This window comes from Methylobacterium sp. E-025, from assembly GCF_022829705.1.
GTDB lineage: Bacteria > Pseudomonadota > Alphaproteobacteria > Rhizobiales > Beijerinckiaceae > Methylobacterium.
The window spans coordinates 83,211-108,180 of the sequence record NZ_JAKSYR010000066.1; the positions used below are offsets into that span (position 1 = coordinate 83,211).

At 69.7% G+C, this 24,970-nt stretch carries 24 protein-coding genes; 15 read left to right on the top strand and 9 right to left on the bottom strand.

The annotated features are described in order from the left end of the window. Positions 1-35: 35 nt before the first annotated feature. The 3 genes from MKK64_RS07210 to MKK64_RS07220 all read right to left on the bottom strand — a co-directional run bounded on the left by MKK64_RS07210 (position 36) and on the right by MKK64_RS07220 (position 3,555). Positions 36-1,193, bottom strand: coding sequence for an HD-GYP domain-containing protein (locus tag MKK64_RS07210; protein ID WP_243933054.1), 1,158 nt, complete (start codon positions 1,191-1,193; stop codon positions 36-38). A 282-nt stretch (positions 1,194-1,475) separates the two neighbouring features. Beyond that, complete coding sequence (gene phbB / locus MKK64_RS07215) at positions 1,476-2,204, bottom strand: acetoacetyl-CoA reductase (RefSeq protein WP_147729164.1); 729 nt, start codon at positions 2,202-2,204, stop codon at positions 1,476-1,478. 169 nt (positions 2,205-2,373) lie between these two features. Then, positions 2,374-3,555: an acetyl-CoA C-acetyltransferase gene (locus MKK64_RS07220; protein WP_147729163.1), complete on the bottom strand. Its 1,182-nt coding sequence runs from the start codon at positions 3,553-3,555 to the stop codon at positions 2,374-2,376. A 315-nt stretch (positions 3,556-3,870) separates the two neighbouring features. Here MKK64_RS07220 and phaR point away from each other — a divergent pair, with 315 nt between their 5' ends. After that, the gene (phaR, locus tag MKK64_RS07225) at positions 3,871-4,476 is read left to right on the top strand and encodes a polyhydroxyalkanoate synthesis repressor PhaR (RefSeq protein ID WP_243933063.1); all 606 of its coding nucleotides are present in this window, start codon (positions 3,871-3,873) and stop codon (positions 4,474-4,476) included. A 187-nt stretch (positions 4,477-4,663) separates the two neighbouring features. Next, positions 4,664-4,969, top strand: a complete 306-nt coding sequence (locus MKK64_RS07230; RefSeq protein WP_243933065.1) for a hypothetical protein — start codon at positions 4,664-4,666, stop codon at positions 4,967-4,969. 15 nt (positions 4,970-4,984) lie between these two features. On the opposite strand, the gene rpmF is transcribed toward MKK64_RS07230, so the two are convergent. Continuing rightward, on the bottom strand, positions 4,985-5,173 hold the full coding sequence (rpmF, locus tag MKK64_RS07235; protein WP_147729459.1) for a 50S ribosomal protein L32: 189 nt from the start codon (positions 5,171-5,173) through the stop codon (positions 4,985-4,987). 495 nt (positions 5,174-5,668) lie between these two features. Between rpmF and MKK64_RS07240 the strand changes: the two genes are divergently transcribed. From MKK64_RS07240 to MKK64_RS07255, 4 genes are all read left to right on the top strand, one after another. Next, positions 5,669-6,790: a histidine kinase dimerization/phosphoacceptor domain -containing protein gene (locus MKK64_RS07240; protein WP_147729460.1), complete on the top strand. Its 1,122-nt coding sequence runs from the start codon at positions 5,669-5,671 to the stop codon at positions 6,788-6,790. Continuing rightward, complete coding sequence (locus MKK64_RS07245; RefSeq protein WP_147729461.1) at positions 6,787-7,236, top strand: response regulator; 450 nt, start codon at positions 6,787-6,789, stop codon at positions 7,234-7,236. The genes MKK64_RS07240 and MKK64_RS07245 overlap by 4 nt, the downstream gene beginning before the upstream one ends. 162 nt (positions 7,237-7,398) lie before the next feature. Then, positions 7,399-7,767, top strand: a complete 369-nt coding sequence (locus tag MKK64_RS07250) for a ComEA family DNA-binding protein (RefSeq protein ID WP_243933067.1) — start codon at positions 7,399-7,401, stop codon at positions 7,765-7,767. A gap of 820 nt (positions 7,768-8,587) precedes the next feature. After that, positions 8,588-9,211 carry a ribonuclease D gene (locus tag MKK64_RS07255; protein ID WP_147730061.1) on the top strand — a complete coding sequence of 208 codons (624 nt, stop codon included), beginning with the start codon at positions 8,588-8,590 and terminating at the stop codon, positions 9,209-9,211. 67 nt (positions 9,212-9,278) lie between these two features. On the opposite strand, the gene MKK64_RS07260 is transcribed toward MKK64_RS07255, so the two are convergent. The 3 genes from MKK64_RS07260 to MKK64_RS07270 form a co-directional block, all read right to left on the bottom strand. Next, a complete protein-coding gene (locus MKK64_RS07260) occupies positions 9,279-9,659 on the bottom strand; it encodes a hypothetical protein (RefSeq protein ID WP_243933069.1) in 381 nt (126 codons plus the stop codon). 289 nt (positions 9,660-9,948) lie between these two features. After that, positions 9,949-10,611, bottom strand: coding sequence for a response regulator (locus tag MKK64_RS07265; protein WP_243933071.1), 663 nt, complete (start codon positions 10,609-10,611; stop codon positions 9,949-9,951). A 154-nt stretch (positions 10,612-10,765) separates the two neighbouring features. Further along, on the bottom strand, positions 10,766-12,928 hold the full coding sequence (locus MKK64_RS07270; RefSeq protein WP_243933073.1) for a molybdopterin-dependent oxidoreductase: 2,163 nt from the start codon (positions 12,926-12,928) through the stop codon (positions 10,766-10,768). A gap of 591 nt (positions 12,929-13,519) precedes the next feature. Here MKK64_RS07270 and MKK64_RS07275 point away from each other — a divergent pair. Genes MKK64_RS07275 through MKK64_RS07285 form a run of 3 tightly spaced genes read left to right on the top strand, consistent with a single transcriptional unit; the run spans position 13,520 to position 16,692 of the window. Continuing rightward, the gene (locus MKK64_RS07275; protein WP_147725363.1) at positions 13,520-13,813 is read left to right on the top strand and encodes a hypothetical protein; all 294 of its coding nucleotides are present in this window, start codon (positions 13,520-13,522) and stop codon (positions 13,811-13,813) included. 30 nt (positions 13,814-13,843) lie between these two features. Beyond that, positions 13,844-14,098, top strand: a complete 255-nt coding sequence (locus tag MKK64_RS07280; protein WP_243933075.1) for a hypothetical protein — start codon at positions 13,844-13,846, stop codon at positions 14,096-14,098. A gap of 38 nt (positions 14,099-14,136) precedes the next feature. Then, a complete protein-coding gene (locus MKK64_RS07285; protein ID WP_243933077.1) occupies positions 14,137-16,692 on the top strand; it encodes a CheR family methyltransferase in 2,556 nt (851 codons plus the stop codon). A gap of 258 nt (positions 16,693-16,950) precedes the next feature. On the opposite strand, the gene MKK64_RS07290 is transcribed toward MKK64_RS07285, so the two are convergent. Continuing rightward, positions 16,951-17,130, bottom strand: coding sequence for a NepR family anti-sigma factor (locus tag MKK64_RS07290; protein ID WP_147843913.1), 180 nt, complete (start codon positions 17,128-17,130; stop codon positions 16,951-16,953). Positions 17,131-17,301: 171 nt separating this feature from the next. On the opposite strand from MKK64_RS07290, the gene MKK64_RS07295 reads away from it, so the two are divergent. From MKK64_RS07295 to MKK64_RS07320, 6 genes are all read left to right on the top strand, one after another. Further along, positions 17,302-17,643 carry a hypothetical protein gene (locus MKK64_RS07295; RefSeq protein ID WP_147860203.1) on the top strand — a complete coding sequence of 114 codons (342 nt, stop codon included), beginning with the start codon at positions 17,302-17,304 and terminating at the stop codon, positions 17,641-17,643. A gap of 202 nt (positions 17,644-17,845) precedes the next feature. Beyond that, positions 17,846-20,926, top strand: coding sequence for a formate dehydrogenase-N subunit alpha (fdnG, locus tag MKK64_RS07300; RefSeq protein WP_147728353.1), 3,081 nt, complete (start codon positions 17,846-17,848; stop codon positions 20,924-20,926). A 15-nt stretch (positions 20,927-20,941) separates the two neighbouring features. Beyond that, on the top strand, positions 20,942-21,877 hold the full coding sequence (gene fdxH, locus MKK64_RS07305) for a formate dehydrogenase subunit beta (protein WP_147728352.1): 936 nt from the start codon (positions 20,942-20,944) through the stop codon (positions 21,875-21,877). Positions 21,878-22,063: 186 nt separating this feature from the next. Further along, positions 22,064-22,783 (top strand): formate dehydrogenase subunit gamma, encoded by a 720-nt coding sequence (locus MKK64_RS07310; protein WP_243933079.1) that lies wholly within the window; start codon positions 22,064-22,066, stop codon positions 22,781-22,783. 4 nt (positions 22,784-22,787) lie between these two features. Then, positions 22,788-23,810 carry a formate dehydrogenase accessory protein FdhE gene (gene fdhE, locus MKK64_RS07315; RefSeq protein ID WP_243933088.1) on the top strand — a complete coding sequence of 341 codons (1,023 nt, stop codon included), beginning with the start codon at positions 22,788-22,790 and terminating at the stop codon, positions 23,808-23,810. 168 nt (positions 23,811-23,978) lie between these two features. After that, positions 23,979-24,254 carry a hypothetical protein gene (locus tag MKK64_RS07320; protein WP_147860201.1) on the top strand — a complete coding sequence of 92 codons (276 nt, stop codon included), beginning with the start codon at positions 23,979-23,981 and terminating at the stop codon, positions 24,252-24,254. Between the two features lie 140 nt (positions 24,255-24,394). Here MKK64_RS07320 and MKK64_RS07325 read toward each other — a convergent pair whose 3' ends face one another. After that, the gene (locus tag MKK64_RS07325; protein ID WP_147860202.1) at positions 24,395-24,724 is read right to left on the bottom strand and encodes a hypothetical protein; all 330 of its coding nucleotides are present in this window, start codon (positions 24,722-24,724) and stop codon (positions 24,395-24,397) included. Positions 24,725-24,970: the final 246 nt, after the last annotated feature.

Here is a 24,970-nt window from a genome sequence, read left to right on the forward strand (position 1 = left end):
GATCCGCGTCGATCGGTTCGCCCGGGGCAGAGACGTCAGGCGGCGCTCGCGCTGGCGATGGTGCTGCCGACGGCTTCCGCGATCGGCTTGAAGGCGTTGACGAGATCCGGGTCGACCTTGCCGGTCATGCCGCGGAGGAGGTCGTAGGCGGCCTCGCCCGAGAGCGGGCGCTTGTAGGGCCGCCGCTCGATCAGCGCCCCGTAGATGTCGCAGACCGTGATCAGGCGCACGAGGTCGGGGATCTGCCGCGCGGCCAGCCCGTCCGGATAGCCCGAGCCGTCGAGCGCCTCGTGGTGGGAGCGCACCACCGCGAGCATCGCCGCCGGGTAGTCCTGGCCCTGCAGCATCTCGATGCCCAGCACCGGATGGGTCCGCATCACCGCCATCTCGGCCTCGTCGAGGCGGGCCGGCTTGTTGAGGATCGCCAGCGGGATGCGGGCCTTGCCGAGGTCGTGCAGCAGCGCGGCCTGGGTCAGGTCGCGGCAATCCTGCGTGCGCAGGCCGAGCTGCCGGGCGAAGCCCGCCGCGAGGCCGGCCACCAGCAGGCAGTGCTGGTGCGTCGCGTCGTCGAAGCGCCAGACCACGTCGAGCCAACCGCGGATGTCGGCCTTGTTGAGGGCGCCGACCACGAGGTCCGCGCCCGCCGCCGCCATCGCCGGGGCCGGGGCGCGGCCGGCGCGGCCGAGGTCGAAGATCCGCGTCAGCGCGGTGTCGGCCTCGGCGATGGCGGCCCGCACCGCGGTCCGGCCGCCGTCGGGCGCGGAAGGGGGCGCGGAGGGAAGCGCGGCGTCCGGTGCGGGCGATGGCGCCGGCGCGTCGACCGAGGGCGCCGGCACGACGGCGCGCAGGGCCGGCACGAGCTCGCGCAGCACCGCGTCGGCGCGGAGCGTGCGGGTCGCGCCGAGGGCCTGCGCCTGCAGGTGCGCCCGGGGCGTGTCCTCGTGGAGGACGCAGAGGAAGGGGACGCGCCCCGGGCCGAGCCGGTGCATGTACCGGTGCAGGCCTGAGACCTGCTGCGAATGGGCCAGCGAGGCGTCGCCGACCACGGCGACCACCTGGGACAGGTCGGGCGCGTTCCGGGACTGGTAGGGATCCAGCAGGTCGATCACCAGCGGCTCGCCGAGCGGTCGGAGCTGCCCGGCGAGCCTCCGGCCGCGCTCGGGCTGATCGGTGAGGACCAGGATCGTCTTCATGGATGTGCTTCGCCGCCCGCGATCCGCCCTTTCGCGCATCATGGGCCTGATTCCTCACCAGCGATTAAAGCAATCGCGGGTTGAGCGCGCAAAAAGCGGCCGGCGTGCATTGGCCTATAGGCACCGCGACGGGCAGATCCGGCTAGAACCCCCCTGCGTCCCGCCGCCGCATCCGCAGCCGGCGGCGGTGCCCGATCGCGCCGGCGATGCCGGGGCGGGAAGCGTCGGGCGGCCGCGGACCCGGTCCGGGCGGGGGACCCGGGCGGCCCCCCGCGCCGTCGCTCAGGCGATGTACTGGGCGCCGTTGATCGTCAGGGTCGAGCCGGTGATGAAGCCCGAATCCTCGGCGGCGAGGTACTCGACCGCGCGGGCGATCTCCTCGGCCTCGCCCAGCCGCCCGACGGGGATCGTCGAGATGATCTTGTTGCGCACGTCCTCGGGCACCGCCATCACCATGTCGGTGGCGATGTAGCCCGGCGCGATCACGTTGACGGTGATGCCCTTCGCGGCGCTCTCCTGGGCCAGCGCCTTGGCGAAGCCGATCACGCCGGCCTTGGCGGCCGAGTAGTTGGCCTGGCCGATCTGGCCCTTCTGGCCGTTGATCGACGAGATCAGGATGATGCGCCCGAAGCCGCGGTTGCGCATGCCCTCGATCACCGGGCGGGTCACGGTGAAGGCCGAGTCGAGGTTGGTCTTGATGACCGCCTGCCACTTCTCGAAGGTCATCTTGTGGAACAGGCCGTCGCGGGTGATGCCGGCGTTGTTCACCAGCACGTCGACGGGGCCGACCTCGGCCTCGACCGCCTTGATGCCGGCCTCGCAGGCGGCGAAGTCGCCGACGTCGAACTTGAACACCGGGATGCCGGTCTCGGCCTTGAAGCTTTGAGCCGCCTCGTCGTTGCCGCCGTAGTTGGCGGCGACCTTGTAGCCCTTGGCCGCCAGACCCTTCGAGATCGCCGCGCCGATGCCGCGGGTGCCGCCGGTGACGAGGGCGACGCGTTGCTGAGCCATGGTTTCCTCCAGTTTCTTGAACGTGTTCTCGGTCGCGATCGGGCCGGGTGCGACGGGCGTCGCCTCCGGCCCGCGGATGGTGCCGTCATGCCGCGTGCGGATGGCGTCCGCACGCGAAATGTTTTGCGTCCGGCCTAAAGCCGGATTTTCGGCTCCGGAGAGCTGTGGCTCACGCGCGCTCGATGCACATGGCGACGCCCATGCCACCGCCGATGCACAGGGTGGCGAGGCCCTTCTTGGCGTCGCGGCGCTTCATCTCGTGCAGCAGGGTGACGAGGACGCGGGCGCCGGATGCGCCGATCGGGTGGCCGATGGCGATGGCGCCGCCGTTGACGTTCACCTTGGCGTCGTCCCAGCCCATGTCCTTGTTCACCGCGAGCGCCTGGGCGGCGAAGGCCTCGTTCGCCTCGATCAGGTCGAGGTCGGCGGGCTTCCAGCCGGCCTTGTCGAGCGCCTTTCGCGAGGCCGGGATCGGGCCCGTGCCCATGACCTTGGGGTCGACGCCGGCGGTCGCCCAGGACTTGATCGTGGCGAGCGGGGTGATGCCGCGGCGCTCGGCTTCCGAGGCCGACATCAGCACGATCGCGGCGGCGCCGTCGTTGAGGCCGGACGCGTTGGCGGCCGTCACCGTGCCGTCCTTGGAGAAGGCCGGCTTCAGCTTGGCCATCGCCTCCACCGTCGCGCCGTCGCGGATGTACTCGTCGGTGTCGACGACCACGTCGCCCTTGCGGCCCTGGACGGTGACCGGGGCGATCTCCTCCTTGAAGCGGCCCTCCTTGCGGGCGGCCTCGGCCTTGTTCTGCGAGCGGGTGGCGAACTGGTCCTGCTGCTCGCGGGTGAGCTGGAAGGCCTGCGCCACGTTCTCGGCGGTGGTGCCCATGTGGTAGCCGTTGAAGGCGTCCCAGAGCCCGTCCTTGATCATGGTGTCGACGAGCTTGACGTCGCCCATCTTCTGGCCGCCGCGCAGGTACTGCGCGTGGGGGGCGAGCGACATCGACTCCTGGCCGCCGGCGACGATGACGGTGGCGTCGCCGTTGGCGATCTGCTGCATGCCGATGGCGACGGTGCGCAGGCCCGAGCCGCAGACCTGGTTGACGCCCCAGGCGGTGGCCTTCTCGGGGATGCCGGCGGCGATGGCGGCCTGGCGGGCGGGGTTCTGGCCGGCGCCGGCGGTGAGCACCTGGCCGAAGATCACCTCGTCCACGTCGTCGGGGGAGACGCCGGCGCGCTCGAGGGCGGCCTTGATCGCCACCTTGCCGAGCTCGTGCGCGGGCACCGTGTTGAAGGCGCCGCCGAACGAACCAACCGCCGTGCGCGCCGCGCCGACGATGACGATGTCTTCGCTTGCCATCTGAAACGTTCTCCTCGTGGTCGGCCGGCGCGTCTTGGAGATCGCGCGCTCGAAAATGCCGTTCCCCCGGATGAAGGGCCTCGCTCGATCGAAGTCAAGAAGGCTGAACCGCCGGGCGTGACGCTCGGCGGGCGGCGGCTGCTCGCTCGGGCGACCCGGGACGCGCCGGGAATTAGCATTATTCCGCGGGAAAAGGCGCCAGATTGCTATTTTCGTCGCCGGCTGAAAGCCTTAAGGTCGAGATCGGCGCGTGGGCGGCTCCCGGCGGCGGGGGCCCGGCCGTGGTCGTCGCGCGATCGGGGAGAGGCCGCAGAGATGGCGGACAGCGTCAAGGCACAACAGACCGTCATCAAGAAGTACGCCAACCGGCGCCTGTACCACACCGGAACCTCGACCTACGTCACCCTCGAGGACCTCTCGACGATGGTGCAGAACGGCGAGGACTTCGTCGTCTACGACGCGCGCACCAGCGACGACATCACCCGCTCGGTGCTGACGCAGATCATCTTCGAGCAGGAGAACAAGGCCGGCGCCGACAACCTCCTGCCGGTGGCGTTCCTGCGCCAGCTGATCCGTTTCTACGGCGACAGCATGCGCACGATGGTGCCGAGCTTCCTCGAGTTCTCGATGGCGAACTTCGCGCGTGACCAGGACGGCCTGCGCGAGAAGTTCTCGACCGGCTTCGGCTCGTCGGCGTTCCAGAGCGCCATCGAGCAGCAGGTGCGGGCCAACATGGGCTTCTTCGGCGACGCCATGAAGATGTTCACCGGCTTCACCCCGCCCGGCGTGACGAACGCCGGCACCCATGCCGGGCAGGCCGCCCCGCCCGCGCCGGCCGCCGCCGCCGGCAGCGACCTCGACGACCTCAAGCGCCAGATGCTGGCGATGCAGGAGCGCCTCGAGGCGCTGGCGAAGAAGTAGGGATCTCTTCCCGCCCCCCGACGGATCTTGGGCTTGCCCGAGATCCGCACCCCGTGTGCCCAGGTCGGGCAGGCCCGACTTGGGTGCGGGGGAGGGGAGAGGCGCGTGCCGATAAAAGGTTGACGAACCGTTAACATCGGCCCCACCTTTGCAGCGCCGGCCCCGACCGGGCCGGGAGATGCGGGCGATGATGCAGATCGGGACAATCGGGCGTGTCGGGACGGTACGGGCGACCGTGCGGCCGCAGGCGCCCGAGCCGCGGGAGCCGGCGCGGCCGGCCGAGCCCTCCCGCGCCCTGGTGGCGATTGCCGGCGGGCGGGCCGAGGCGCCGGAGGACGCGGCCACGCAAAAAGCCCGCGGCGGCACGCGGCCGCTCGCAGGCTTCCTGACGCAGATGATCGTCGAATCCGACCCGACCCTGCGGCCGTCGCGGCTGGAGCGCACCGGGATCGCCGCCGCGCGCTACGCCGAGACGGCGCGGCTCACGGCCTGATCCCGGACGGCCGTCTCAGGCCTCGGTCGACTTGACGTTCAGGACCTGGCGGCCGCGATACATGCCGGTCTTCAGGTCAATGTGGTGGGGGCGGCGCAGCTCGCCCGAATCCTTGTCCGTCACGTAGGTCGGCGCCTTGAGGGCGTCGGCCGAGCGGCGCATGCCGCGGCGGGAGGGGGAGGTCTTGCGCTTCGGAACGGCCATGACGGGAAATCCTTGCGGTCTGGCGCCAAAGCGGCGCCCGGGCGTCTCCCGATCGGGATCGCCTCGCGCACCGCTCGATACGGAGATTCGAAGGAGCGCTTATAGCGGCGGCGGGCCGGCATGGCTAGGGGGCGTCGCGCGCCCTCGGCGAGCCCCCGGAACGGCGCGACGCTCCGCTCGGGAACGGCCCCGGATGGTGCGACGATGACGGCCCGTTGCCGGCCATCTGCGGGGCGCAATACTTGCCGACGGCGGGGTATGATGCCGCGGGCGCAACCTGAGCCGGGGCCGGCGAAGATGCGTGCCACGCGGAAGAAAGTCGGGCGGGGGCAGAATTCTTTGAACCTTTTCCCGTCCATGCCCCGTTAAGCTTCGGGGCCGCCCGGCTGTTCGCATTACGAACCGGGCGCCCCGCCTCCTGAAGTCCCGCCGGCACGTGGGGTGACCCCGACCGACCCGACGGCGGATACGACCCGTTGAGAGAGATCACGTTCGATGGAATCGTCCGACGCGTGGCGCCAGACCGGCCGCCTGGACACCGAGCAGGGCAAGGGCGACCCGTTCGCCGCCGCGGTCCGCGCGACGCGGATGGCGATGATCATCACCGATCCGCGCCAGGCCGACAACCCGATCGTGTTCGTCAACGACGCGTTCCTGCGGATGACCGGCTACGCCCGCGACGAGATCATGGGCCGCAACTGCCGCTTCCTGCAGGGCGCGGGCACCGACCGCGGCGCCGTCGCGCTCATCCGCGAGGCGGTGACGGCGGGGCGCGACATCGCCATCGACATCCTGAACTACCGCAAGGACGGCACCCCGTTCTGGAACGCGCTGTACCTCAGCCCGGTCACCAACGAGGCCGGCGAGGTGCCCTACTTCTTCGCCTCGCAGCTCGACGTGACCGACCGCGTCGACGCGCACATGCGGGTCGAGCAGGAGAAGGCGCATTTCGAGGCCGAGGTCGCCAAGCGCACCCACGATCTCAGCCAGTCGCTCGCGACGCAGACGATGCTGGTCCACGAGGTCGACCACCGGGTCAAGAACAACCTCCAGATGATCGCCGCCCTGCTCGCCATGCAGACCAAGGCGATCACCGACCCGTCGGCGCGCGCGGCGATGGAGATGATGCTGACCCGCGTCGAGGCGCTCGGCACCGTGCACCGGCGGCTGTACCAGTCGAACGACGTCGAGCGCTTCGACGTCGCCGAGTTCGCCCGCGACCTCTCCAACGACCTGGTGCGCGGCTCCGGCCGCGACGGCATCCGCCTGCACCTTGACCTCGAGACGGTGGAGGTGCCGGTCTCCAAGGCGCCGCCGGTGGCGCTGATGATGAACGAGCTCATCACCAACGCGCTCAAGCACGCCTTCCCCGACGAGCGCCCCGGCCGGCTCTCCGTCACGGTCGCGCCGGACGGCAAGTACTTCGCCATCAAGATCGCCGACGACGGCATCGGCATGCCGATCGAGGTGATGGAGAAGCGCTCCTTCGGCAAGCGCCTCATCGGCACCCTGTGCCGGCAGCTGAACGCCAGCATCGCCTGGCAGTCGAACGAGCCGGGGACCACGGTCAACATACGCCTGCCGCGCGAGACGGCGGACAGTTCGGAGACGCCGTGACCGAACCGCTGCGGATCCTGGTGGTGGAGGATGAGGCCCTCATCCTCATGCAGATCGAGATGATGCTCGAGGAGGCCGGGCACCGCGTGGTCGGCACCGCCATGACCGCCGCCGAGGCGATCGCCCAGATCGAGGCGTGCCGGCCCGAGCTGGTGCTGATCGACCTGCGGCTCGCCGACGGCTCGTCCGGGATCGAGGTGGCGCAGGCGATCCGCGACCGCGCCGGCATCACCGCCGCCTTCATGACCGCCAACGCGCGCCAGCTCACCGAGGAGATGGAGGGGGCGACGGCGGTGATCTCGAAGCCGTTCAGCGAGACCGTGCTCGAGGCCGCGCTCGCCTACCTCGAGACCTGCGTGCGCCGCCCGCCGCCGACCGGCCCGGTGCCGAACGGGATGCGGATTTCGCCGCAATGCCTCGCCCGCTTCGCCGCGATGCGCCCCTGACGGCCGCCGGGCCCCGATGACGGAACGGATGCGCCCGCTCGGGATTGGAACCGGCGCCTGAGGCGGCGTGTCGCAGCGTTAAGCCGCGGTTCAAGCGCGCCGGCCCACACCCCAGGCCGTCGGCGCCGGGCACCGGGCCGCCGTTCCTTCGGGAGGACCACCATGGCCACTCAGTTCCTGCGCACCCTCGCCGTTCTCGCCTGCCTCGCCGCCGCGCCGGCGCTGGCGCAGAGCCCCGCCCCCGCGACCCCGACCAAGCCCGCGGCGACCGCGCCCGCCGCCCCGGCCGCCCCGATGAAGCCCTCGGCCCCCGTTGCCGGCGCGCCGAACGCCGCCAAGGGCGCCCTGCTCGACCTCAACAGCGCCTCCGCCGCCGAGCTCGACGCGCTCCCCGGCATCGGCGCCGCCCGCTCGGCCGCGATCATCAAGGGCCGCCCCTACAAGGGCAAGGACGACCTCGTGCAGAAGAAGATCCTCTCGCAGTCGGTCTACGACGGCATCAAGGACAAGGTCATCGCCAAGCAGAAGTGAATTTTTGGGAGTTTGGGCCGGCGCGCGGGGATTGGCCGCGCGCCGGGAGTGGAGAGTGTTGGCGCTTGACAGAGTTCCATTGACCGCTTTCGACCATTCTCGCGCCCGAGAAAGGTCCGCTCCAGTTTTGGGTGAAGCAGCGTCGGACGATCGGAATATTTGGCAAAAGGACTGTAGGAAGGTTCATTCCTGAAACCTCTATCAATTTCTGATCATTAGTTTTAATAAAATCTAGCGGGACTTCGCTGATGTTTTTTCTTCTCATCGCTATGTCTGGACTATCGTGCCCTTATCCAGCCGATCAATGGGTGCCGATCCCCTTTCGTCGAGACATGCCCAAGGAAGCAGTGACTGCTTTCGGAGAGTTGGCCGACAAAAACGAGCCATTCAATCGAACTGATTTAAAGACATCGCTGCCCTCGCGCCGTTTCGTGAATGCACGGGGTCATGGATGTGAGTTGATACTAACCTATATACGCGGAGGTAGAGGGGAAAGCTTGGAGGAAGCTAAGATGATGTTCGAAGACGGTCATTGGATTGTCGCTAAATATCAATAAATTCTATTTTTGCAACATGATAAAATCTAATTATTGGATGAAGTAATCAAAGGGCGCGTAACCGGTTTTGCTTTAGGTCGAACGGCGCCTGAGCATCTGAGTAGAGTCGCATGCGGAACGCCCGCTTTCGGACCAAAGGCCGAACTCCGTCCCTCCCATAGCCCTCGTTCAAGCCCGTCGAACCCGCGTCCCCTCAACCTTGTCCCCCACCCCAGCGGATGATACCCGCCGAAAAACCCCCCACCCCCAAAAGCCCGAAAACCATGCCGAGCCACACCATCCGCCTGCATCGCGGCGACCTGCCGGCCGGGTATGAGCCGGGGGCGGCGATCGCCGTCGACACCGAGACGCTGGGGCTCAACCCGCATCGCGACCGGCTCTGCGTCGTGCAGGTCTCGAAGGGGGACGGCTCGGCCGACGTCGTGCAGATCCTTCGCGATGGGCCGGTGCCCGCGGTGCTGGCGGGCATCCTGGCCGATGCGGGGGTGCGGAAGATCTTCCACTATGCGCGGTTCGACCTCGCGGTGCTGTACCGGGCGCTCGGGGTGATGCCGGCGCCGGTCTACTGCACCAAGATCGCCTCGAAGCTCGCGCGCACCTACACCGACCGGCACGGGCTCAAGGACGTGGTCCGCGAATGCGTCGGGGTCGACCTGTCGAAGGCGCAGCAATCCTCCGACTGGGGCGCCGAGACGCTGACGCCGGCGCAGGTGGAGTACGCCGCCTCCGACGTGCTCCACCTCCACGCCGCGCGCGACCGCCTTGACCGGATGCTGGCGCGCGAGAACCGCACGGATCTCGCCGAGGCCTGCTTCGCCTTCCTGCCGACCCGCGCCCGGCTCGACCTCGACGGCTGGCCCGAGGTCGACATCTTCGCCCACACCTGAGCGGCGCCCGGCCCGCGGCGGCGGCCCGGCGGGGGCGGCCGCCGGGCCGAGGCGGCGTCGGGCCGGATCAGTCGTCGCAGGGCAGCAGGTCGGCGCCGTCGGAGATGAACTGCGCGGTGTCGCGGACGGTCTGCGGCGTGCGCGGATCGTGGGCGACGAGGCCGGCCTCCTCGCGCAGGCGGTCGTTGCAGGCGCAGTGCGGCAGCCGGCCCGAGGCGCGGTCCGGCGTGCAGGCGTCGTGGTGGGCGCAGGCGAGGTCGAGGGCGTCCACCGGCGGGTGCCCCGGCCCGCGGTTGCCCGGGCCGCAGAAGTTGCCGTGGATCAGCAGGGCGTTGTGGGCGCGGTCGATCCGCGGCATCTCCTGCGCGTGGGCCAGGGCGGGCAGCGCCACGGCGAGGGCGCCCGCGAGGGCGAGCCCGCGGAAACGGATGGTTCGAAAAACGGTCACGGTCGATCCTGTTCGCTGACGCCGCCCTCGACGGGGAAGATGGGGCGTCGATCCGGCAGGGCAACCGGCGGATCAGCCGCGCGATCCGAGCGTCGTCGCAAAGGTCGCACCGGGGTCGGGAGCCTACAGGGCCGGGCTCCGCCGGCGAAGCACCAGTCGATCGTGCCGGTCCGGTTGACGCATGTTAAGGCCGGACCGGGCCGTTGCTATCATAGGCTGCAAAGATCGCTCGGATCGGCAGGAAACTGCCGGATCTCAAGATCGCGTGTGGTGCGAAGACCGCGCGCGCTCAGCCGGCATGGCCGTCCTGCGGGCGGTCGAAGTCGAGCGACGCGGTGTCGATCACGATCTGCGTCCGGCTGATCACCTCGAGCTTGCGCAGGATCTCGGACACGTGGGCCTTCACGGTCGAGTCGCCGACCTGGAGCGCGTGTGCGATCTGCTTGTTGAGCTTGCCCTGGCGGATCATCAGCAGCACCCGCATCTGCTGCGGGGTGAGCCGGGCGATGCGCTCGGCGAGCGGCGCCTTCCGCGCGGCGCCGCGGGCGGGCGGCCCGGCCTCGGCGAGGCCTTCGGGAATCGCGAGCGCGCCGGCGAGCACGTCCCGGATCGCCCGCGTCAGCGTCGCCTTGTCGACCGCCTTCGGCACATAGCCGGCCGCCCCGTGGTGCAGCGCCTCGCGCATGATGCGCGGATCCTCGTGCCCCGACACCACCAGGATCGGCACGCGCGGAAACCGGGCGCGGATGGTGACGAGCCCGTCGAAGCCCGACACCCCCCGCATCGACAGGTCGAGCAGCGTCAGCTCGATGCCGCGATGGGCGGCCAGCATCGCGCAGGCCGCCGCGATCCCGTCGGCCTCGTGCAGCACCGCGTCGGGATCGGACAGGCCGATCGTGCTGGCGAGCGCCTCGCGGAACAGCGGGTGGTCGTCGACGATCAGGAGTTCCATGGCCTCCCCCTCCGGGGCTCGGCCGCCCCGCGCGTCCGCCCGCAACCGCCGACGAGGCCTCGCACATCCGCCGCATCCGGCCAAGCCCGGGGCGCCGTCCGCAGGCAGCACGCGCCCCGTGGGGCGCCTGCTGGCCGCACGGCCGGCGACGCCCTCAGTTCGCCCGAACGACCTCGACGAGGTTGTCCGAGAACGAGGGCGCGTGGCCCATGTCGCTGAAGGCGCCCGACGAGATGCTGTTGACCGTGCCCTCGTTGAGCTGGCGCCAGTAGCCCAAAGTCGCGACCACGATGCCGGCCGTCACGTCGTCGGTGATGCGGGCCACGCCCTTGAAGGCGCCGCGGTCGTTGGCGACCTGCACCTTGTCGCCGTCGCGAATGCCGCGGGCGTCGGCGTCGGCCTGGCTGATCAGTACGAACTGCTCGCCCTGGCCCTTCTGCTTGTCCTCCATGTTGGCGTAGCAGGAGTTCAGGAAGTAGTGGCTCTTGGGCGAGACGATGTTGAGCGGGAAGCGCCTGGCCAGCTCCGGGTCGTTGGCGTGGGATTCCCGCGGGCCGAGGTAGTCGGGCAGGGGATCGAGCGCCTCGCCGGGCTGGAAGCCCTCGTACATCTGCCGGAACGGCGGCGCGACGAAGTTCGTGGCGCCCTCCACCTTCAGCATGCACTTGCCGGTCGGCGTCGGGAAGTTGCCCTCCCGGTGCGGCGCCCGGTCGTCCGGCGTGCCGACCTTGAGGCGGGCGAAGCCGTGCTCGCGCATGTAGGCGAGGTCGATGCCCTCGCAGGCCGGCGACGACCAGTCGACGTAGTGCTCGAGGCACTCGCTGTCCGACCACGTGAAGTTCTCCTCCGCGTAGCCGAGCCGGGCCGCGAGCCGGCGGAAGATCTCGTTGTTCGGGATCGCCTCGCCGGGCGCGTCCGCGCACTTGGTGTTGTAGGTCAGGTAGAGGTGGCCCCAGGACAGGATCATGTCCTCCATCTCCGCGCCCATCGTGGCGGGCAGCAGGATGTCGGCGTAGGACGCCGTGTCGGAGATGAAGTGCTCGGCCGAGACCATGAACAGGTCCTCGCGCATCAGCCCCTCGACGATCTTATCGGTCTCGGGCGCCTGCGTGACGGGGTTCGAGTTCCAGCACATCATCGACAGGATCGGCGGGTCGAGCTTCAGCTCGCCGGTGAGCGCGCGCCCGATCTGCAGGTTCGACACGACGCGGGTCCCCTCCGGGATCAGGTCGGGCCGGCACATCACGTCGAACTTGTAGGGATGCTCCCACACGCCGAACTGGGTGACGCCGCCGCCGACGTGACGCCACGCGCCAGTCAGCGCCGGGATGCAGGTGACGGCACGGATGGTCTGGCCGCCGCCGTAATGCCGCTCTAGCGCCACGCCCATGCGGATGCCGACCGGCTGCTCGGTCGCCATCTCGCGGGCGAGCGTGCGGATGTCCTCGGCCGGGACGCCGGTGATCGCGGCGGCCCATTCCGGCGTGCGGGGCGCGGCCCGCTCCTTCAGCTCCGCGAAGCCGACCGTGTGGTTGTCGACGTAGTCCTGGTCGACGAGGCCCTGCGCGATGATCGAGTTGATCAGCGCCATGGCGAGCGCGCCGTCGGTGCCGGGCTTCGGGGCGATGTGCCAGTCGGCCGCCTTGGCGGTGCGCGAGGCGTAGGTGTCGATGACGACGACCTTGGCGCCCTTCTTCTGGGCGTCCTTGACGATGGCCCAGTGGTGCAGGTTCGTCGAGACCGAGTTGCAGGCCCAGATCACGATGTACTTGGAGTGGATGTAGCTGTCCGGGTCGAGGCCGGCGGTCGGGCCGACGGTGAGCAGCCACGCGGTGCAGGAGCCCTCGCCGCAGAAGGTGCGCTCGGTCACGGTGGCGCCCATGCGGTTGAAGAAGGCGTCGCCGCCGTTCAAGCCGTGCACGAGGCCCTGGTTGCCGAGGTAGCTGTAGGGCGCGATCGCCTCGGGGCCGTGCTGGTCGATGATCGCCTTCCAGCGCGTGACGATGGTGTCGAGCGCCTCGTCCCAGGTGATGCGCGCGAACTGCTTCGCGCCCTTCGGGCCGACGCGCTTCATCGGGTAGAGCAGCCGGTCGGGATGGTAGTGGCGCTTCTCGTAGTCCTTCAGCTTCACGCAGAGGCCGCCGCGGGTCATCGGATGGTCCGGGTTGCCCCGCACGCCGAGCAGCTCCCCGTCCTTCACCTCGAACAGCATCGAGCAGGTGTCCGGGCAATCGTGCGGGCAGCCGCCGAAGAAGGTCTCGGTCAGGCTCTCGGCCTCCGCGACGATCAGGGAGTCCGGCTTGACGATTTCGTTCATGTTTCCTCCACCGTCGGGCGTCCGGCCTTCTTGGCGTTCCGGATGGCGTGCCCGATTCACGCCTAAGGTGCACGAAACTGCAAACCATTCCAAATTCCGGTCGGGCGGAAGGGCCGGATCCGGTGCGATCCCTGGCACCGGCCGTTTCGTCGCGGCCGGGCGCGAGCCCGCGTGCCGGCCGGCCACGGTTCCGATGTCGGGCTCGGGTCGTACGGCTCCGGGAGGCCGCCGCCGATGAAGGGCGCCCGGTGGACCTGACGCGCGCGCAGGTCCACCGGAAGCGGACGTCGCCGTCGCGCCCGCGCACGACCCATGGCAAGGCCGGACGGTCCGCTTCCGGGCAGCGCATGGAGCGACGACTTGGGAACGCGGGACTTGTACTTGCGTCTGCTCGATGGATGCGAAAGCCGACCTGCCCCGCATGCTGACGTTCGGTCCTCCCGATCGCCCTCGAACGCAATCGTCGGATTGCCACATCTATAAATTGCGTGCACGTTCCGATCTGCCGCACAGAAGTCGTCGATGTGCGGGCATGGGACGGAAACCGGAGCGCCGATGATAGACCGCTCACGAGCAGATCGGTGCCTTGAGGTGGCCCGTGAGCTGCGCGCCATGGCCGAGGAGACGCGGCGGACGCTCCAGGCCTCGCGCGCGCTCGTCCTACGCTCCCGGGAGCAGACCGCTGCGGGGCCTCTCGCATCCTGCATGGACGACGCCCCCGGCCCGTCGAACCAATTGGTGGCGTCCCTCATCGAGGCCTACGAGGCTGCGGAAGACGACCCCGACACCCAGACCCGCCTGCTCCTCGGTCACGTGCTCCATCATGTCGGGCGTCGCATCGCCGGCGTGATGGGACCGCGCGTGGCCGGGATCGCCGTGCATTGATCGCCGCGGCGCGGGGATCGGCGGACGGTCATGATGAACGGTGACGACCTGCAGGACGACGACCCCGGTGCGCTGGTCCGCATCGCCCGGTCGCTGGGCGTTCCGGTGGCGACCTTCCTGACCGCCGACCCGGCTCGGGCACCGGACACCGAAACCGCCGTGGCGGGCCTGGATCATCTCCCCGAAGTGGTGGCGCTGCTGCGGCTGTTCGTGCGGCTGAAGAGCCCCGAGGCCCGGGCCCGCTGCCTCGCCTACGTCGTGCAGGAGGCCACGCACGACAGCTGATCCGCACGGCCGTCCTCGACATCGGGCGAGAACGCAGGATGCTGGGACCCGACGAACGGCATTGCATCGATCCGAAGGCTCAGAACATCGTGATGGACCACGACCACTTTCCGATCGTCGGCATCGGCGCGTCCGCGGGCGGCATCGAAGCGATGCAGGGCTTCTTCCGCGGGGTGCCGGAGACGCTCGGGGCAGCCTTTGTCATCGTCACGCATCTCAGCCGGGACCACAAGAGCCAGCTCCCGGACGTCCTGGCCCGGTTCACGCCGCTGGAGGTCGAGACCGCCACCGACGGCGCGCCGGTCCGACCGGGCCGCATCTACGTCATGCCGGGCGGTTTCGTCATGGGTATCGTGGACGGCCGGCTGACGTTGAGGCCGCTCGAGCCGAAGGTCCGCGAGACCAAGCCGGTCGACATCTTCCTGACGGCCCTGGCCCTCGACCAGGGCGAGCGCGCGGTCGGCGTGATCCTGTCCGGCGGCGACGGGGATGGCGCCATCGGCATCAAGGCGATCAAGGAGCACGGCGGCCTGACCTTGGCCCAGACCCTGGACGGCTTCGGGCCCGAGACCCCCGACATGCCGCTCAGCTCGCTGCGCACCGGCTTCGTCGATTTCGGCGAGCCGGCCGAACGGATGGGCGACCGGATCGCCGCGCACAGCACCGCCGCGCGGGAGGCCCAGGCCGACCCGGCCGCGCAGGAGCTCGACGCCGAGCTGCTTGCTGAGATCTTCGTCATCCTCCGCTCGCAGGTCGGGCACGACTTCTCGGGCTACAAGCCCAACACCTTCGTGCGCCGCCTGCAGCGGCGCATCGGCGTGGTCGGGGCGGCCGGGCCGGACGCCTACCTCAAGCGGCTGCGTGCCGACCCGGCGGAAGTCGGGGCGCTGTTCCGGGATCTGCTGATCGGCGTGACGAACTTCTTTCGCGACGCCGCCGCCTTCGAGGCGCTCGCCACCCACGTCATCCCGAAGCTTCTCGATGCGCGCGCGGCGACCGAGATCGTGCGGGTCTGGGTGCCGGCCTGCTCGACCGGCGAGGAGGTCTACTCCCTGGCCATCCTCCTGCGCGAGCACATGCTCACCCTGGCGGATCCGCCGCGCGTGCAGATCTTCGCCACCGACATCGACGAGCGCTCGCTCACGGTCGCCCGGACCGGCCTCTACCCGAGGACCTACCTGTCCGCCGTCTCGCCCGAGCGGGTCGCGCAGCACTTCGTCGTCGAGGGCGACAGCGCGGTGGTCAAGAAGGCCGTGCGCGACCTGTGCACCTTCGCCCCGCACAGCGTGCTGCGCGACCCGCCGTTCTCGCGCCTCGATCTAGTCTCCTGCCGAAACCTGCTGATCTACCTCGGCGTCGATGCCCAGCAGCAGCTGATGCCGGTGCTGCACTACGCCCTGCGTCCGCGCGGCTACCTGTTCATCGGCATGGCCGAGAACGTGACGCGCTTCGAGGACCTGTTCGAGACGATCGACAAGCGGCACCGCATCTTCCAGGCGCGGGACGCGATCCCGCCGGCCCGGCTGCCGCCGATGTCCGGGCCGGACACGGCGGTCTTCGTGGGGACCGGCCATCCGCACCGGCGCAACGTGAAGACGCACGCGGCCCTGCGGCACACGGTCGAGATGCTGATGCTGTCCGAGTTCACGCCCCCCCACGCGGTCGTGACGCGGACGGGCGAGGCCGTGCATTACTCGTCGCGGATCGGCGATCATCTGGAGGTCGTGCCCGGCCAGCCGACCCGGGAGCTGGCCGCGATGGCGCGCAAGGGCCTGCGGCTGGATCTCCGGACGGCCCTGCGCGAGGCGATCGAGGGCAACACCCGGGTCGTGCGCGACAGCATCGGCGTCGAGCTTCCGGACGGGCGCCTGCAGACGATCACCCTGGTCGTCAAGCCGCTCCACACGCCGAGCGAGACGGAGCCGCTGTTCCTGGTGGTGTTCGACGAGGCCGCCGCCCCCGTCGAGAAGGAGCGGCGGCAGGCTTTGGAAGCCGACGATCGGGACGCGGCGATCCACGGCCTGGAGCGCGAGCTGAGCAGCACGCGCGAGCGGCTCCAATCCGTGATCGAGGAGTACGAGACCTCCCTCGAGGAGCTCAAATCCTCGAACGAGGAGCTGTACTCCGTCAACGAGGAGATGCAGGCCGCCAACGAGGAGCTCGAGGCCGCGAAGGAGGAGACGCAGTCTCTGAACGAAGAGCTTCAGACGATGAACGTCGAGCTGACGTCGAAGATCGAGGCGATCGATCAGCTGAGCGACGACCAGGCCACGCTGTTCGAGGGCATGAACGTCGCCAGCGTGCTCCTCACGCCGGATCTCCACATCCGCATGTTCACCCGTGCCGCGGCGCAGATCTTCGGCTTGCAGCCGAGCGACGTCGGCCGGTCCCTGCGCAACTTCTCGGCGCCGATCGCCCTGACGTGGCTGTCGGACGAGATCCCGACGGTGCTGGCGACGCGCCGGCCCTCCGAGCGGACGATCGAGGGCGCGGACGGCGCCCGCTACCACGTCCGGTTGATGGCCTCGTCCCGGAAGGGCAGCCGGGCGCCCGGCATCGTCGCGAACTTCACGAACCTGCGCGAGCCGGGGTGACCGACCGTCTTGTCCCTGCGCGCCCGCGACCCCTGCCCTGCGCGCCCGGGACCTCGGCGACGCCCGCACCGGTGCCCGTGCGCGGGCACCGGCCGTCGGCACGGCTTTGCGGAGCATGGCGCCTTCCGGCTCATGAGCGCGCGGATCGCGGCGCCGGCCCAGGCCGATGGTCGAACGGCAGCTTTTCGGCCGCTCGCCACCCCCAGGCGACCCCCGGAAACCGAGCCGCAGAGCGAAGACCCTCGCGCCGAGTCTTCCTCAGTCCTTCGGGCGGTCCAGCTGCGCGATCAGCGCTTCGAGGCGCTCGCTCACCGGGGCGGAGAGGGTGTCGGCGTAGAGGTTGCGCAGGTTTTGGCCGAGGTGGCGGCGCACGCTCGGGTTCAGCGGCGGCTGGGTCTGGGGCGTCTCGCCCGGCCGGGACGTCTGCGGCTTCGCCATGACCACCGGACCCTCACGCCATTCCGACATCCCGGCAGAATGGCAAAGCTTGGTTAAGGCCTCGTCACCGGCAGGCCGCAGATGTCGCGGAATCGGAACCGTGCGCGGCGGGGGATTGTTGGCCGGTTGAGATCCCGTCGATTCCCCGATTCAGAACCCCGGACCCCGCGCGTGCTCCTCCCCCGCCTCATCTCCGCCGCCGCCGCCCTGGCGATCGCGCTCGCCTGCACCCCCGGGCACGCCCAGACCAAGCCCGGCGAGATCAAGGGCGTCGACGCGATGGGCGACAAGTCCCGCAGCGCCAACGACGGCTGGAGCCAGGCCCCCGTGCCGCGGGAGGAATCGGCGGCCAAGGACGCGCCCAATCCCGGCGGCAACGCGACGGCCGAGAACCGCAACCGCGACGTGCCGGGCGCCTCGACCGGGTCCTCCTCCGGCACCGAGCCGCAGGCGCCGCTCGATCACCGCACCCCGGGCCCCTCGGGCCAGAACCCGGCCTCGCCGTCCAAGTAAGACGTCCTTAAACCAAGTCTTGCTCCGGCCGGGCTCGGGCCCGGCAAAATATTGCAGCCGCCGCGGGATGGATCGGGCCGGCAAATCGTGGCGGCCCCGACGGCGACAGACCGACGATCTGTGTCACGGAACCGCACTTGCCTCGGCGCGCCAATCCTGGGATGCATGCTGGAATAACTCCAGTTCTGATCGGGATGGACGGATGACGATTCAGGTCTCTCGCCGCGGCCTGCTGAAGGGTGGCGCCGTCACCCTCGCGGGCGGCTCGCTCGGCGCCCTCGGCTTCGGCGGCCTCGAGCCGGCGATGGCGGCGGCGGTGCGCCCCTTTAAGCTCGCGCAGATGCGCGAGACCCGCAACACCTGCCCCTACTGCTCGGTCGCCTGCGGCATCATCCTCTACAGCCTCGGCGACAAGTCGAAGAACGCCCGCTCGGCGGTGATGCACGTCGAGGGCGATCCCGATCACCCGATCAACCGCGGCACGCTCTGCCCGAAGGGCTCGGCGCTGCTCGACTTCATCCAGGCCGAGACCCGGACGAAGTACCCGCTGCACCGCGAGGCCGGCGCGAAGGAGTTCAAGCGCGTCTCCTGGGAATTCGCCTTCGAGCGGATCGCCCGGCTGATGAAGGAGGACCGCGACAAGAACTTCGTGGCCAAGAACGGCGACCTCACGGTCAACCGCTGGACCACGATGGGCTTCCTCGGCGCCTCCGCGACCTCCAACGAGACCGCGTGGCTGACCTACAAGACGGTCCGAAGCATGGGGGCCCTGGTCTTCGACAACCAGGCCAGGGTTTGACACGGCCCATCGGTCGCCAGTCTGGCGCCCTCCTTCGGCCGCGGTGCGATGACCAACCTCTGGATGGACATCAAGCACGCGGACGTCATCACCGTCATGGGCGGCAATGCCGCTGAGGCGCATCCCTGCGGCTTCAAGTGGGTGGTCGAGGCCAAGGCCCACAACAACGCCAAGCTGATCGTCGTCGACCCGCGCTTCACGCGCACCGCGTCGGTGGCCGACCTGTACTGCCCGATCCGCCAGGGGACCGACATCGCGTTCCTGTCGGGCGTGGCCAAGTACCTGCTCGACAACGACAAGCTGCAGCACCGCTACGTCGCGGCGTATTCCAACGCCGGCTACGTCGTGCGCGAGGGCTACGACTTCCAGGACGGGCTGTTCTCCGGCTACGATCCGGAGAAGCGCGACTACGACAAGTCGACCTGGGACTACGAGATCGGCCCGGACGGCTACGCGGTCGTCGACGAGACGATGCAGCACCCGCGCTGCGTCATGCAGCTCCTGAAGAAGCACGTCGCGCTCTACACGCCCGAGATGGTGTCGCGGATCTGCGGCTCGCCGCAGGAGACCTTCCTCAAGGTCTGCGAGCTCATCGCCACGACCTCGACGCCCGACCGGACGATGGCCTCGCTCTACGCGCTCGGCTGGACCCACCACTCGAAGGGCTCGCAGAACATCCGCTCGATGTGCATCGTGCAGACCCTGCTCGGCAACATCGGGATGCTGGGCGGCGGCATGCAGGCGTTGCGCGGCCACTCCAACATCCAGGGGCTGACCGACATCGGGCTGATGTCGAACCTCATCCCTGGCTACCTGAACATCCCGATCGAGAAGGAGCCGACCTACCAGTCCTACGCCGAGAAGCGGCAGTTCAAGCCGCTGCGCCCGGGCCAGACCAGCTACTGGTCGAACTACAACAAGTTCTTCGTCTCGTTCCAGAAGGCGATGTGGGGCGAGAAGGCGACCAAGGAGAACGACTGGGCCTACGACTACCTGCCCAAGCTCGACGTGCCGACCTACGACGTGCTGCGCGGCTTCGAGCTGGCGAAGCAAGGCAAGATGACCGGGTACATCATCCAGGGCTTCAACCCCCTGCTGTCGTTCCCCAATCGCGCCAAGATGACGGAAGCCTTCTCCAAGATGAAATTCATCGTGGTGATGGATCCGCTCAAGACCGAGACCGCGCGGTTCTGGGAGAACCACGGCGAGTACAACGACGTCGACACCGCCTCGATCCAGACCGAGGTGTTCGAGCTGCCGACGACGCTGTTCGCCGAGGAGGAGGGCTCGCTCTCCAACTCCAGCCGCTGGCTGCAATGGCACTGGCAGGCCCAGGACGCGCCGGGCGAGTGCAAGCCCGACATCGACATCATGGCGGGCATCTTCCTGCGCATGAAGGAGATGTACCAGAAGGAGGGCGGCGCCTTCCCGGACGCGATGCTCAACCTGACCTGGAACTACGCGATCGCCCACGAGCCGACCCCGGTCGAGCTCGCGCGCGAGCTGAACGGCTACACGCTCGCCCCGACGCCGGGCCTCGACGGGCAGACCCTGCCGGCCGGGCGCCAGGTCGACGGCTTCGCCCAGCTCAAGGACGACGGCACCACGGCCTGCGGCTGCTGGGTCTACTCGGGCTGCTACACGGAGAAGGGCAATACCATGGCCCGCCGGGACAACACCGATCCCGGCGACCGCGGCATCGCGCCGAACTGGGCCTTCGCCTGGCCGGCCAACCGCCGCGTGCTATACAACCGCGCCTCGTGCGACCCGGAAGGGAAGCCGTGGTCGGAGAAGAAGAAGCTCATCGAGTGGAACGGTAAGCAGTGGGTCGGCTTCGACGTGCCGGATTACGGCGTCACCGTCGCCCCCGATAAGGGCGTCGGCCCGTTCATCCTCAACCAGGAGGGCGTCGCCCGCCTGTGGACCCGCGGCCTGATGCGCGACGGGCCGTTCCCGACGCACTACGAGCCGTTCGAGTCGCCGATGGCCAACATCCCGTTCCCGCGGGTGAAGGGCAACCCGGCGTCGCGGATCTTCAAGGACGACCTGGCCGATCTCGGCACCTCGGAGGAGTTCCCCTACGCGGCGACGAGCTACCGGCTGACCGAGCACTTCCACGGCTGGACCAAGCACGCCCGGATCAACGCGATCCTCCAGCCGGAGGCCTTCGTCGAGATCTCCGAGCAGCTCGCGAAGGAGAAGGGCATCGTCAAGGGCGGCTGGGTCCGGGTCTGGTCCAAGCGCGGCTCGCTCAAGGCCAAGGCGGTCGTGACCAAGCGCATCAAGCCGCTGATGTGCGACGGGAAGGCCGTCCACGTGGTCGGCATCCCGCAGCATTGGGGCTTCATGGGCCAGACGAAGAAAGGATGGCACCCGAACTCGCTCACCCCGGTGGTCGGCGACGCCAACACCGAGACGCCCGAGTTCAAGGCGTGGCTCGTCAACATCGAGGCGACGACGCCTCCTGCTGACGCCGTCGCGTAAGGGGAGCATCAGACCATGGCCGATTACAGCTCCCTCGACATCCGGCAGCGCTCCGCCTCCACGGAGACGCCGCCGGCCATCCGCTCGCACATGGAGGTCGCCAAGCTCATCGACGTGTCGAAGTGCATCGGCTGCAAGGCCTGCCAGTCGGCCTGCGAGGAGTGGAACGACCTGCGCGACGACGTCGGCGTCAACGTCGGCGTCTACGACAACCCGCACGACCTCACGCCCAAGACGTGGACCCTGATGCGGTTCACCGAGTACGAGAACGAGGCGACCAACAACCTCGAATGGCTGATCCGCAAGGACGGCTGCATGCACTGCACCGATCCGGGCTGCCTCAAGGCGTGCCCGTCCCCCGGCGCGATCGTGCAGTACTCCAACGGCATCGTCGACTTCATCGAGGAGAACTGCATCGGCTGCGGCTACTGCGTGAAGGGCTGCCCGTTCAACATCCCGCGCATCTCCGAGAAGGACCACAAGGCGTACAAGTGCACGCTGTGCTCGGACCGCGTCGCCGTCGGCCAGGCGCCCGCCTGCGCCAAGGCGTGCCCGACCGGCTCGATCATGTTCGGCACCAAGGCCGCGATGATCGAGCAGGCGCACGACCGGGTCGAGGACCTCAAGTCGCGCGGCTTCGAGCATGCCGGCCTGTACGACCCGGCCGGCGTCGGCGGCACGCACGTGATGTACGTGCTCCACCACGCCGACAAGCCGCAGCTCTATGCCGGCCTGCCCCTCGACCCGAAGATCTCGCCGCTGGTCGCCTTCTGGAAGGGCGGCGCCAAGGTGTTCGGGCTCGCCGCGATGGGCTTCGCGGCGGTCGCCGGGTTCTTCCACTACGTCACGGCGGGGCCGAACGAGGTCGTCGCCGAGGAGGAGGAAGAGGCGATCGAGTACGACCACGAGAAGCGCCGCGACGCCGAGAGCGGCGAGGCCCGGCCGCACTGACGGGCACGGGAGGCCGGCGCCGCCGAGGGCGGGCCGGCCTCCCGGCTCCCGTTCGGGGCCACGGGCGCATCGATCGCGCGCGGTGGATCCCGGCGCGCGAGGACGACGCGGCCCTACGATAAGCGCGAGCCTTGTCCGCGATCGGGAGATCGTGGACGATGCTCCAGGTCGAGAGAAGCAGACCCGATGACCGTTCACACCGACATCCGAGACGGCGATGTCCGCCCCTTGCGCGAGGTGCACGAGGCGCCGGAGATCCTCTACGTTCCCCGCTACACCGGCCTGCAGCGCGTCAACCACTGGATCACCGCGATCCTGTTCACCCTGCTGACCCTCTCCGGCTTGGCGATGTTCACGCCGTACCTGTTCTCGCTCACCGGCATCTTCGGCGGGGGCCAGGCGACGCGGGCGATCCACCCGTGGTTCGGCGTGGCGCTGGCGGTCAGCTTCGCGCTGCTGTTCCTCCGCTTCTGGAAGCTCAACATCCCCAACAAGGACGACGTCGCCTGGTCGATGAAGATCGGCGACGTGGTCACCAACCGCGAGGACCGGCTGCCCGAGCTCGGCAAGTACAATGCCGGCCAAAAGGGCGTGTTCTGGGGCCAGACCGCGCTGATCGGGATCATGTTCGTCACCGGGCTGGTGATCTGGGACCAGTACTTCTACCAGTACACCGTCATCGAGACGAAGCGCTGGGCGCTGCTGGCGCACTCGCTCGCCGCGGTCGTCGCCATCGCGATCATCGTCGTGCACATCTACGCCGGCATCTGGGTGCGCGGCACCGGCCGGGCGATGGTGCGCGGCACCGTCACCGGCGGCTGGGCCTATCGCCACCACCGCAAGTGGTTCCGGCAGATCGCCGGCGGCAAGCGCCAGCGCGGCTCCACCGACAAGCGCGGGCACTGACGCCTTGGCCCGTTTCTTCAAGCGCACCCCCGCGGCCGAGCCCGCGGGGCAAGATCCCGCCGCGCAAGATCCCGCCGACACCGCCGGTATAACCCCGAAACGCCAGAAGCTGCACGAGCTGCAGCCCGATCCGGACCGGATCGGCATCGCCGGCTCGGTGCCCTTCGTCCAGCTCCCCGTCCCGGCCGACCTGTTCGCGAACCGCGCCCTGCGGCTGCAGCGCCTCGCCCCCGACCATCCGATGGGCGGCTACCTCGACCTGCTCGCCCGCATCGCGACGGCGCAGGCCTCGGTTCAGGCCGCGCGCGCCGGACAGGTGCCGCAGCCCGAGAACGAGCCGAATGCCGACCGCGCCCTGCGGCTCGAGCACGGCATGCCGCCGCTCTCGCGCCACAGCCTGGAGGCGCCGGGCGCCTTCCTGGCCTGCCTGGACGGGCTGCTCGCCGCCCTCGACCTCGGGCCGGCGCCGCAGGCCGCCCACGACGCGGCGGCGGCGCTGCGATCCGCATCGCCGGAGGATCGCCTCGATCTCGGCGTGCAGGTGTTCGAGGGCGCGTTCCCGGTCGAGCGCATGGCCGAATGCGTGTTCGTCGCGGCCGCGCTCCAGCTCTGCCTGTCGGAGGCCGCCGCCCGCCTCGACCGGTCGGCGCTGAAGCCGGTGGCCGACGGCGTCTGCCCGGCCTGCGGCGGCGCTCCCGTGGCGAGCCTGATCGTCGCCTGGACCCCGGCCGACAAGGCGCGCTACCTCGCCTGCTCGCTCTGCGGCAGCCAGTGGAATCACGTCCGCATCCGCTGCACCGCCTGCGGCTCGGGCGAGGCGATCACCTACCAGAGCCTCGACGAGCTCTCGAAGGACATCCAGGTCGAGACCTGCGGCACCTGCCACAGCTACATCAAGCACCTGCACCAGCACCGCGACCCGGCGCTCGACCCCGTCGCCGACGACGTCGCCTCCTACGGCCTCGACCTGAAGATCGCCGAGGACGGCTTCCACAAGGCCGGGTTGAACCCACTCTTCGTGACCTGAGCGCCGCTCCGCCGCCGGAGGCGAGGCGCCGGCGGCGCGGTTCATCCCTTCCGCACCGGGCGGCGACATAACGTCTATCGCGCGCGCGCATGGACCGATTGCGCGCAATCGACGTTGTCCGGGCTCAGGCGCTCGATGCGCCGTCCCCCTCGTCCAGGCCCCACCCCCATGATCAAGCTCACCCTCGCCGCCGCCCTCGCGCTCGGCGTCGCCGCCCCCGCCGTCGCCCAGGTCATCGAGACGCCGACCGGCACCACCGTCGTCGTGCCGCCGGGCGCGCCGGGCGTGGTCACGCGCCAGACCAACTCGACCGGCGAGGAAGGCGCCGCCACCTACTCGCCGACCGGCCGCGCCGCCGACGGCATCGCCACCGACTCGGCCGCCTCCGGCAACGAGGGCCAGCCCTCGCGCATCGGCTCGACCGGCAGCGGCGGCGGCCGCTGAGCGGACGTTGCGGGCTCGATCGGAGCCCGCGGCAGGTCTGAAACGCAGGACGGCGCATCCGCGAGCGGTGCGCCGTCCTGCTGTCGGGCGATGTGCGATCGGGGTTCGGCGGTGCGCCGGACCATCGCGCCGGACGAGGCCTACGGGTAGCCGTAGCGGCTCTTGGCGGCGGCGAGCAGGTGCAGCGCCTCGCCGTCGCGGCCGGCGGCGCAGGCTGCCGAGGCATGGGCGAGGTCCGCGCTGAACCGGTCGCCGACTGGCTTGTTGAGGTTGCCGGTGGCGACGTCGCTGTCGACCACGGCCTGGGTCCGGCCGATCGCCGGGCCGCAGCCGGAGCCCTGCGGCAGCACCACGGGGGCCGGCGCCGCCGCGACGGCGACGGCGGGCGCCGCGGCCTTCTGCTGGCAGCCGCCGAGCGCGGCGGCGGCGAGGAGGGCGGCGAGCGAAAATCCGGAAATCTTGGTCGGCACGGGCGGCTTTCCCTGACACGGCGCAGCTTGCGCCGGACGGTTTTTGAGCCCGCGCCGCCGGTCGGTCAATCGTAGGCTTCGATTGTGGTGCTCGATCCGCGAACGCCGTTCGCGTGATCGCGGTTTCCCTCCCCCCTCTGCGGGGGAGGGTGGGCCTCGCGTCAGCGAGGGTCGGGAGAGGGGAGCGCGTTGTCCAGAGAGGTCGTTCCCCTCTCCCGACCCGCTTCGCGGGCCACCCTCCCCCGC

Excerpts from the sequence above, each read along its gene's own strand:
- MKK64_RS07210 (WP_243933054.1), bottom strand. The coding sequence starts at position 1,193 with ATGAAGACGATCCTGGTCCTCACCGATCAGCCCGAGCGCGGCCGGAGG.
- phbB (WP_147729164.1), bottom strand. The coding sequence starts at position 2,204 with ATGGCTCAGCAACGCGTCGCCCTCGTCACCGGCGGCACCCGCGGCATC.
- MKK64_RS07220 (WP_147729163.1), bottom strand. The coding sequence starts at position 3,555 with ATGGCAAGCGAAGACATCGTCATCGTCGGCGCGGCGCGCACGGCGGTT.
- phaR (WP_243933063.1), top strand. The coding sequence starts at position 3,871 with ATGGCGGACAGCGTCAAGGCACAACAGACCGTCATCAAGAAGTACGCC.
- MKK64_RS07230 (WP_243933065.1), top strand. The coding sequence starts at position 4,664 with ATGATGCAGATCGGGACAATCGGGCGTGTCGGGACGGTACGGGCGACC.
- rpmF (WP_147729459.1), bottom strand. The coding sequence starts at position 5,173 with ATGGCCGTTCCGAAGCGCAAGACCTCCCCCTCCCGCCGCGGCATGCGC.
- MKK64_RS07240 (WP_147729460.1), top strand. The coding sequence starts at position 5,669 with ATGGAATCGTCCGACGCGTGGCGCCAGACCGGCCGCCTGGACACCGAG.
- MKK64_RS07250 (WP_243933067.1), top strand. The coding sequence starts at position 7,399 with ATGGCCACTCAGTTCCTGCGCACCCTCGCCGTTCTCGCCTGCCTCGCC.
- MKK64_RS07255 (WP_147730061.1), top strand. The coding sequence starts at position 8,588 with ATGCCGAGCCACACCATCCGCCTGCATCGCGGCGACCTGCCGGCCGGG.
- MKK64_RS07265 (WP_243933071.1), bottom strand. The coding sequence starts at position 10,611 with ATGGAACTCCTGATCGTCGACGACCACCCGCTGTTCCGCGAGGCGCTC.
- MKK64_RS07270 (WP_243933073.1), bottom strand. The coding sequence starts at position 12,928 with ATGAACGAAATCGTCAAGCCGGACTCCCTGATCGTCGCGGAGGCCGAG.
- MKK64_RS07280 (WP_243933075.1), top strand. The coding sequence starts at position 13,844 with ATGATGAACGGTGACGACCTGCAGGACGACGACCCCGGTGCGCTGGTC.
- MKK64_RS07285 (WP_243933077.1), top strand. The coding sequence starts at position 14,137 with ATGCTGGGACCCGACGAACGGCATTGCATCGATCCGAAGGCTCAGAAC.
- MKK64_RS07290 (WP_147843913.1), bottom strand. The coding sequence starts at position 17,130 with ATGGCGAAGCCGCAGACGTCCCGGCCGGGCGAGACGCCCCAGACCCAG.
- fdxH (WP_147728352.1), top strand. The coding sequence starts at position 20,942 with ATGGCCGATTACAGCTCCCTCGACATCCGGCAGCGCTCCGCCTCCACG.
- MKK64_RS07310 (WP_243933079.1), top strand. The coding sequence starts at position 22,064 with ATGACCGTTCACACCGACATCCGAGACGGCGATGTCCGCCCCTTGCGC.
- MKK64_RS07320 (WP_147860201.1), top strand. The coding sequence starts at position 23,979 with ATGATCAAGCTCACCCTCGCCGCCGCCCTCGCGCTCGGCGTCGCCGCC.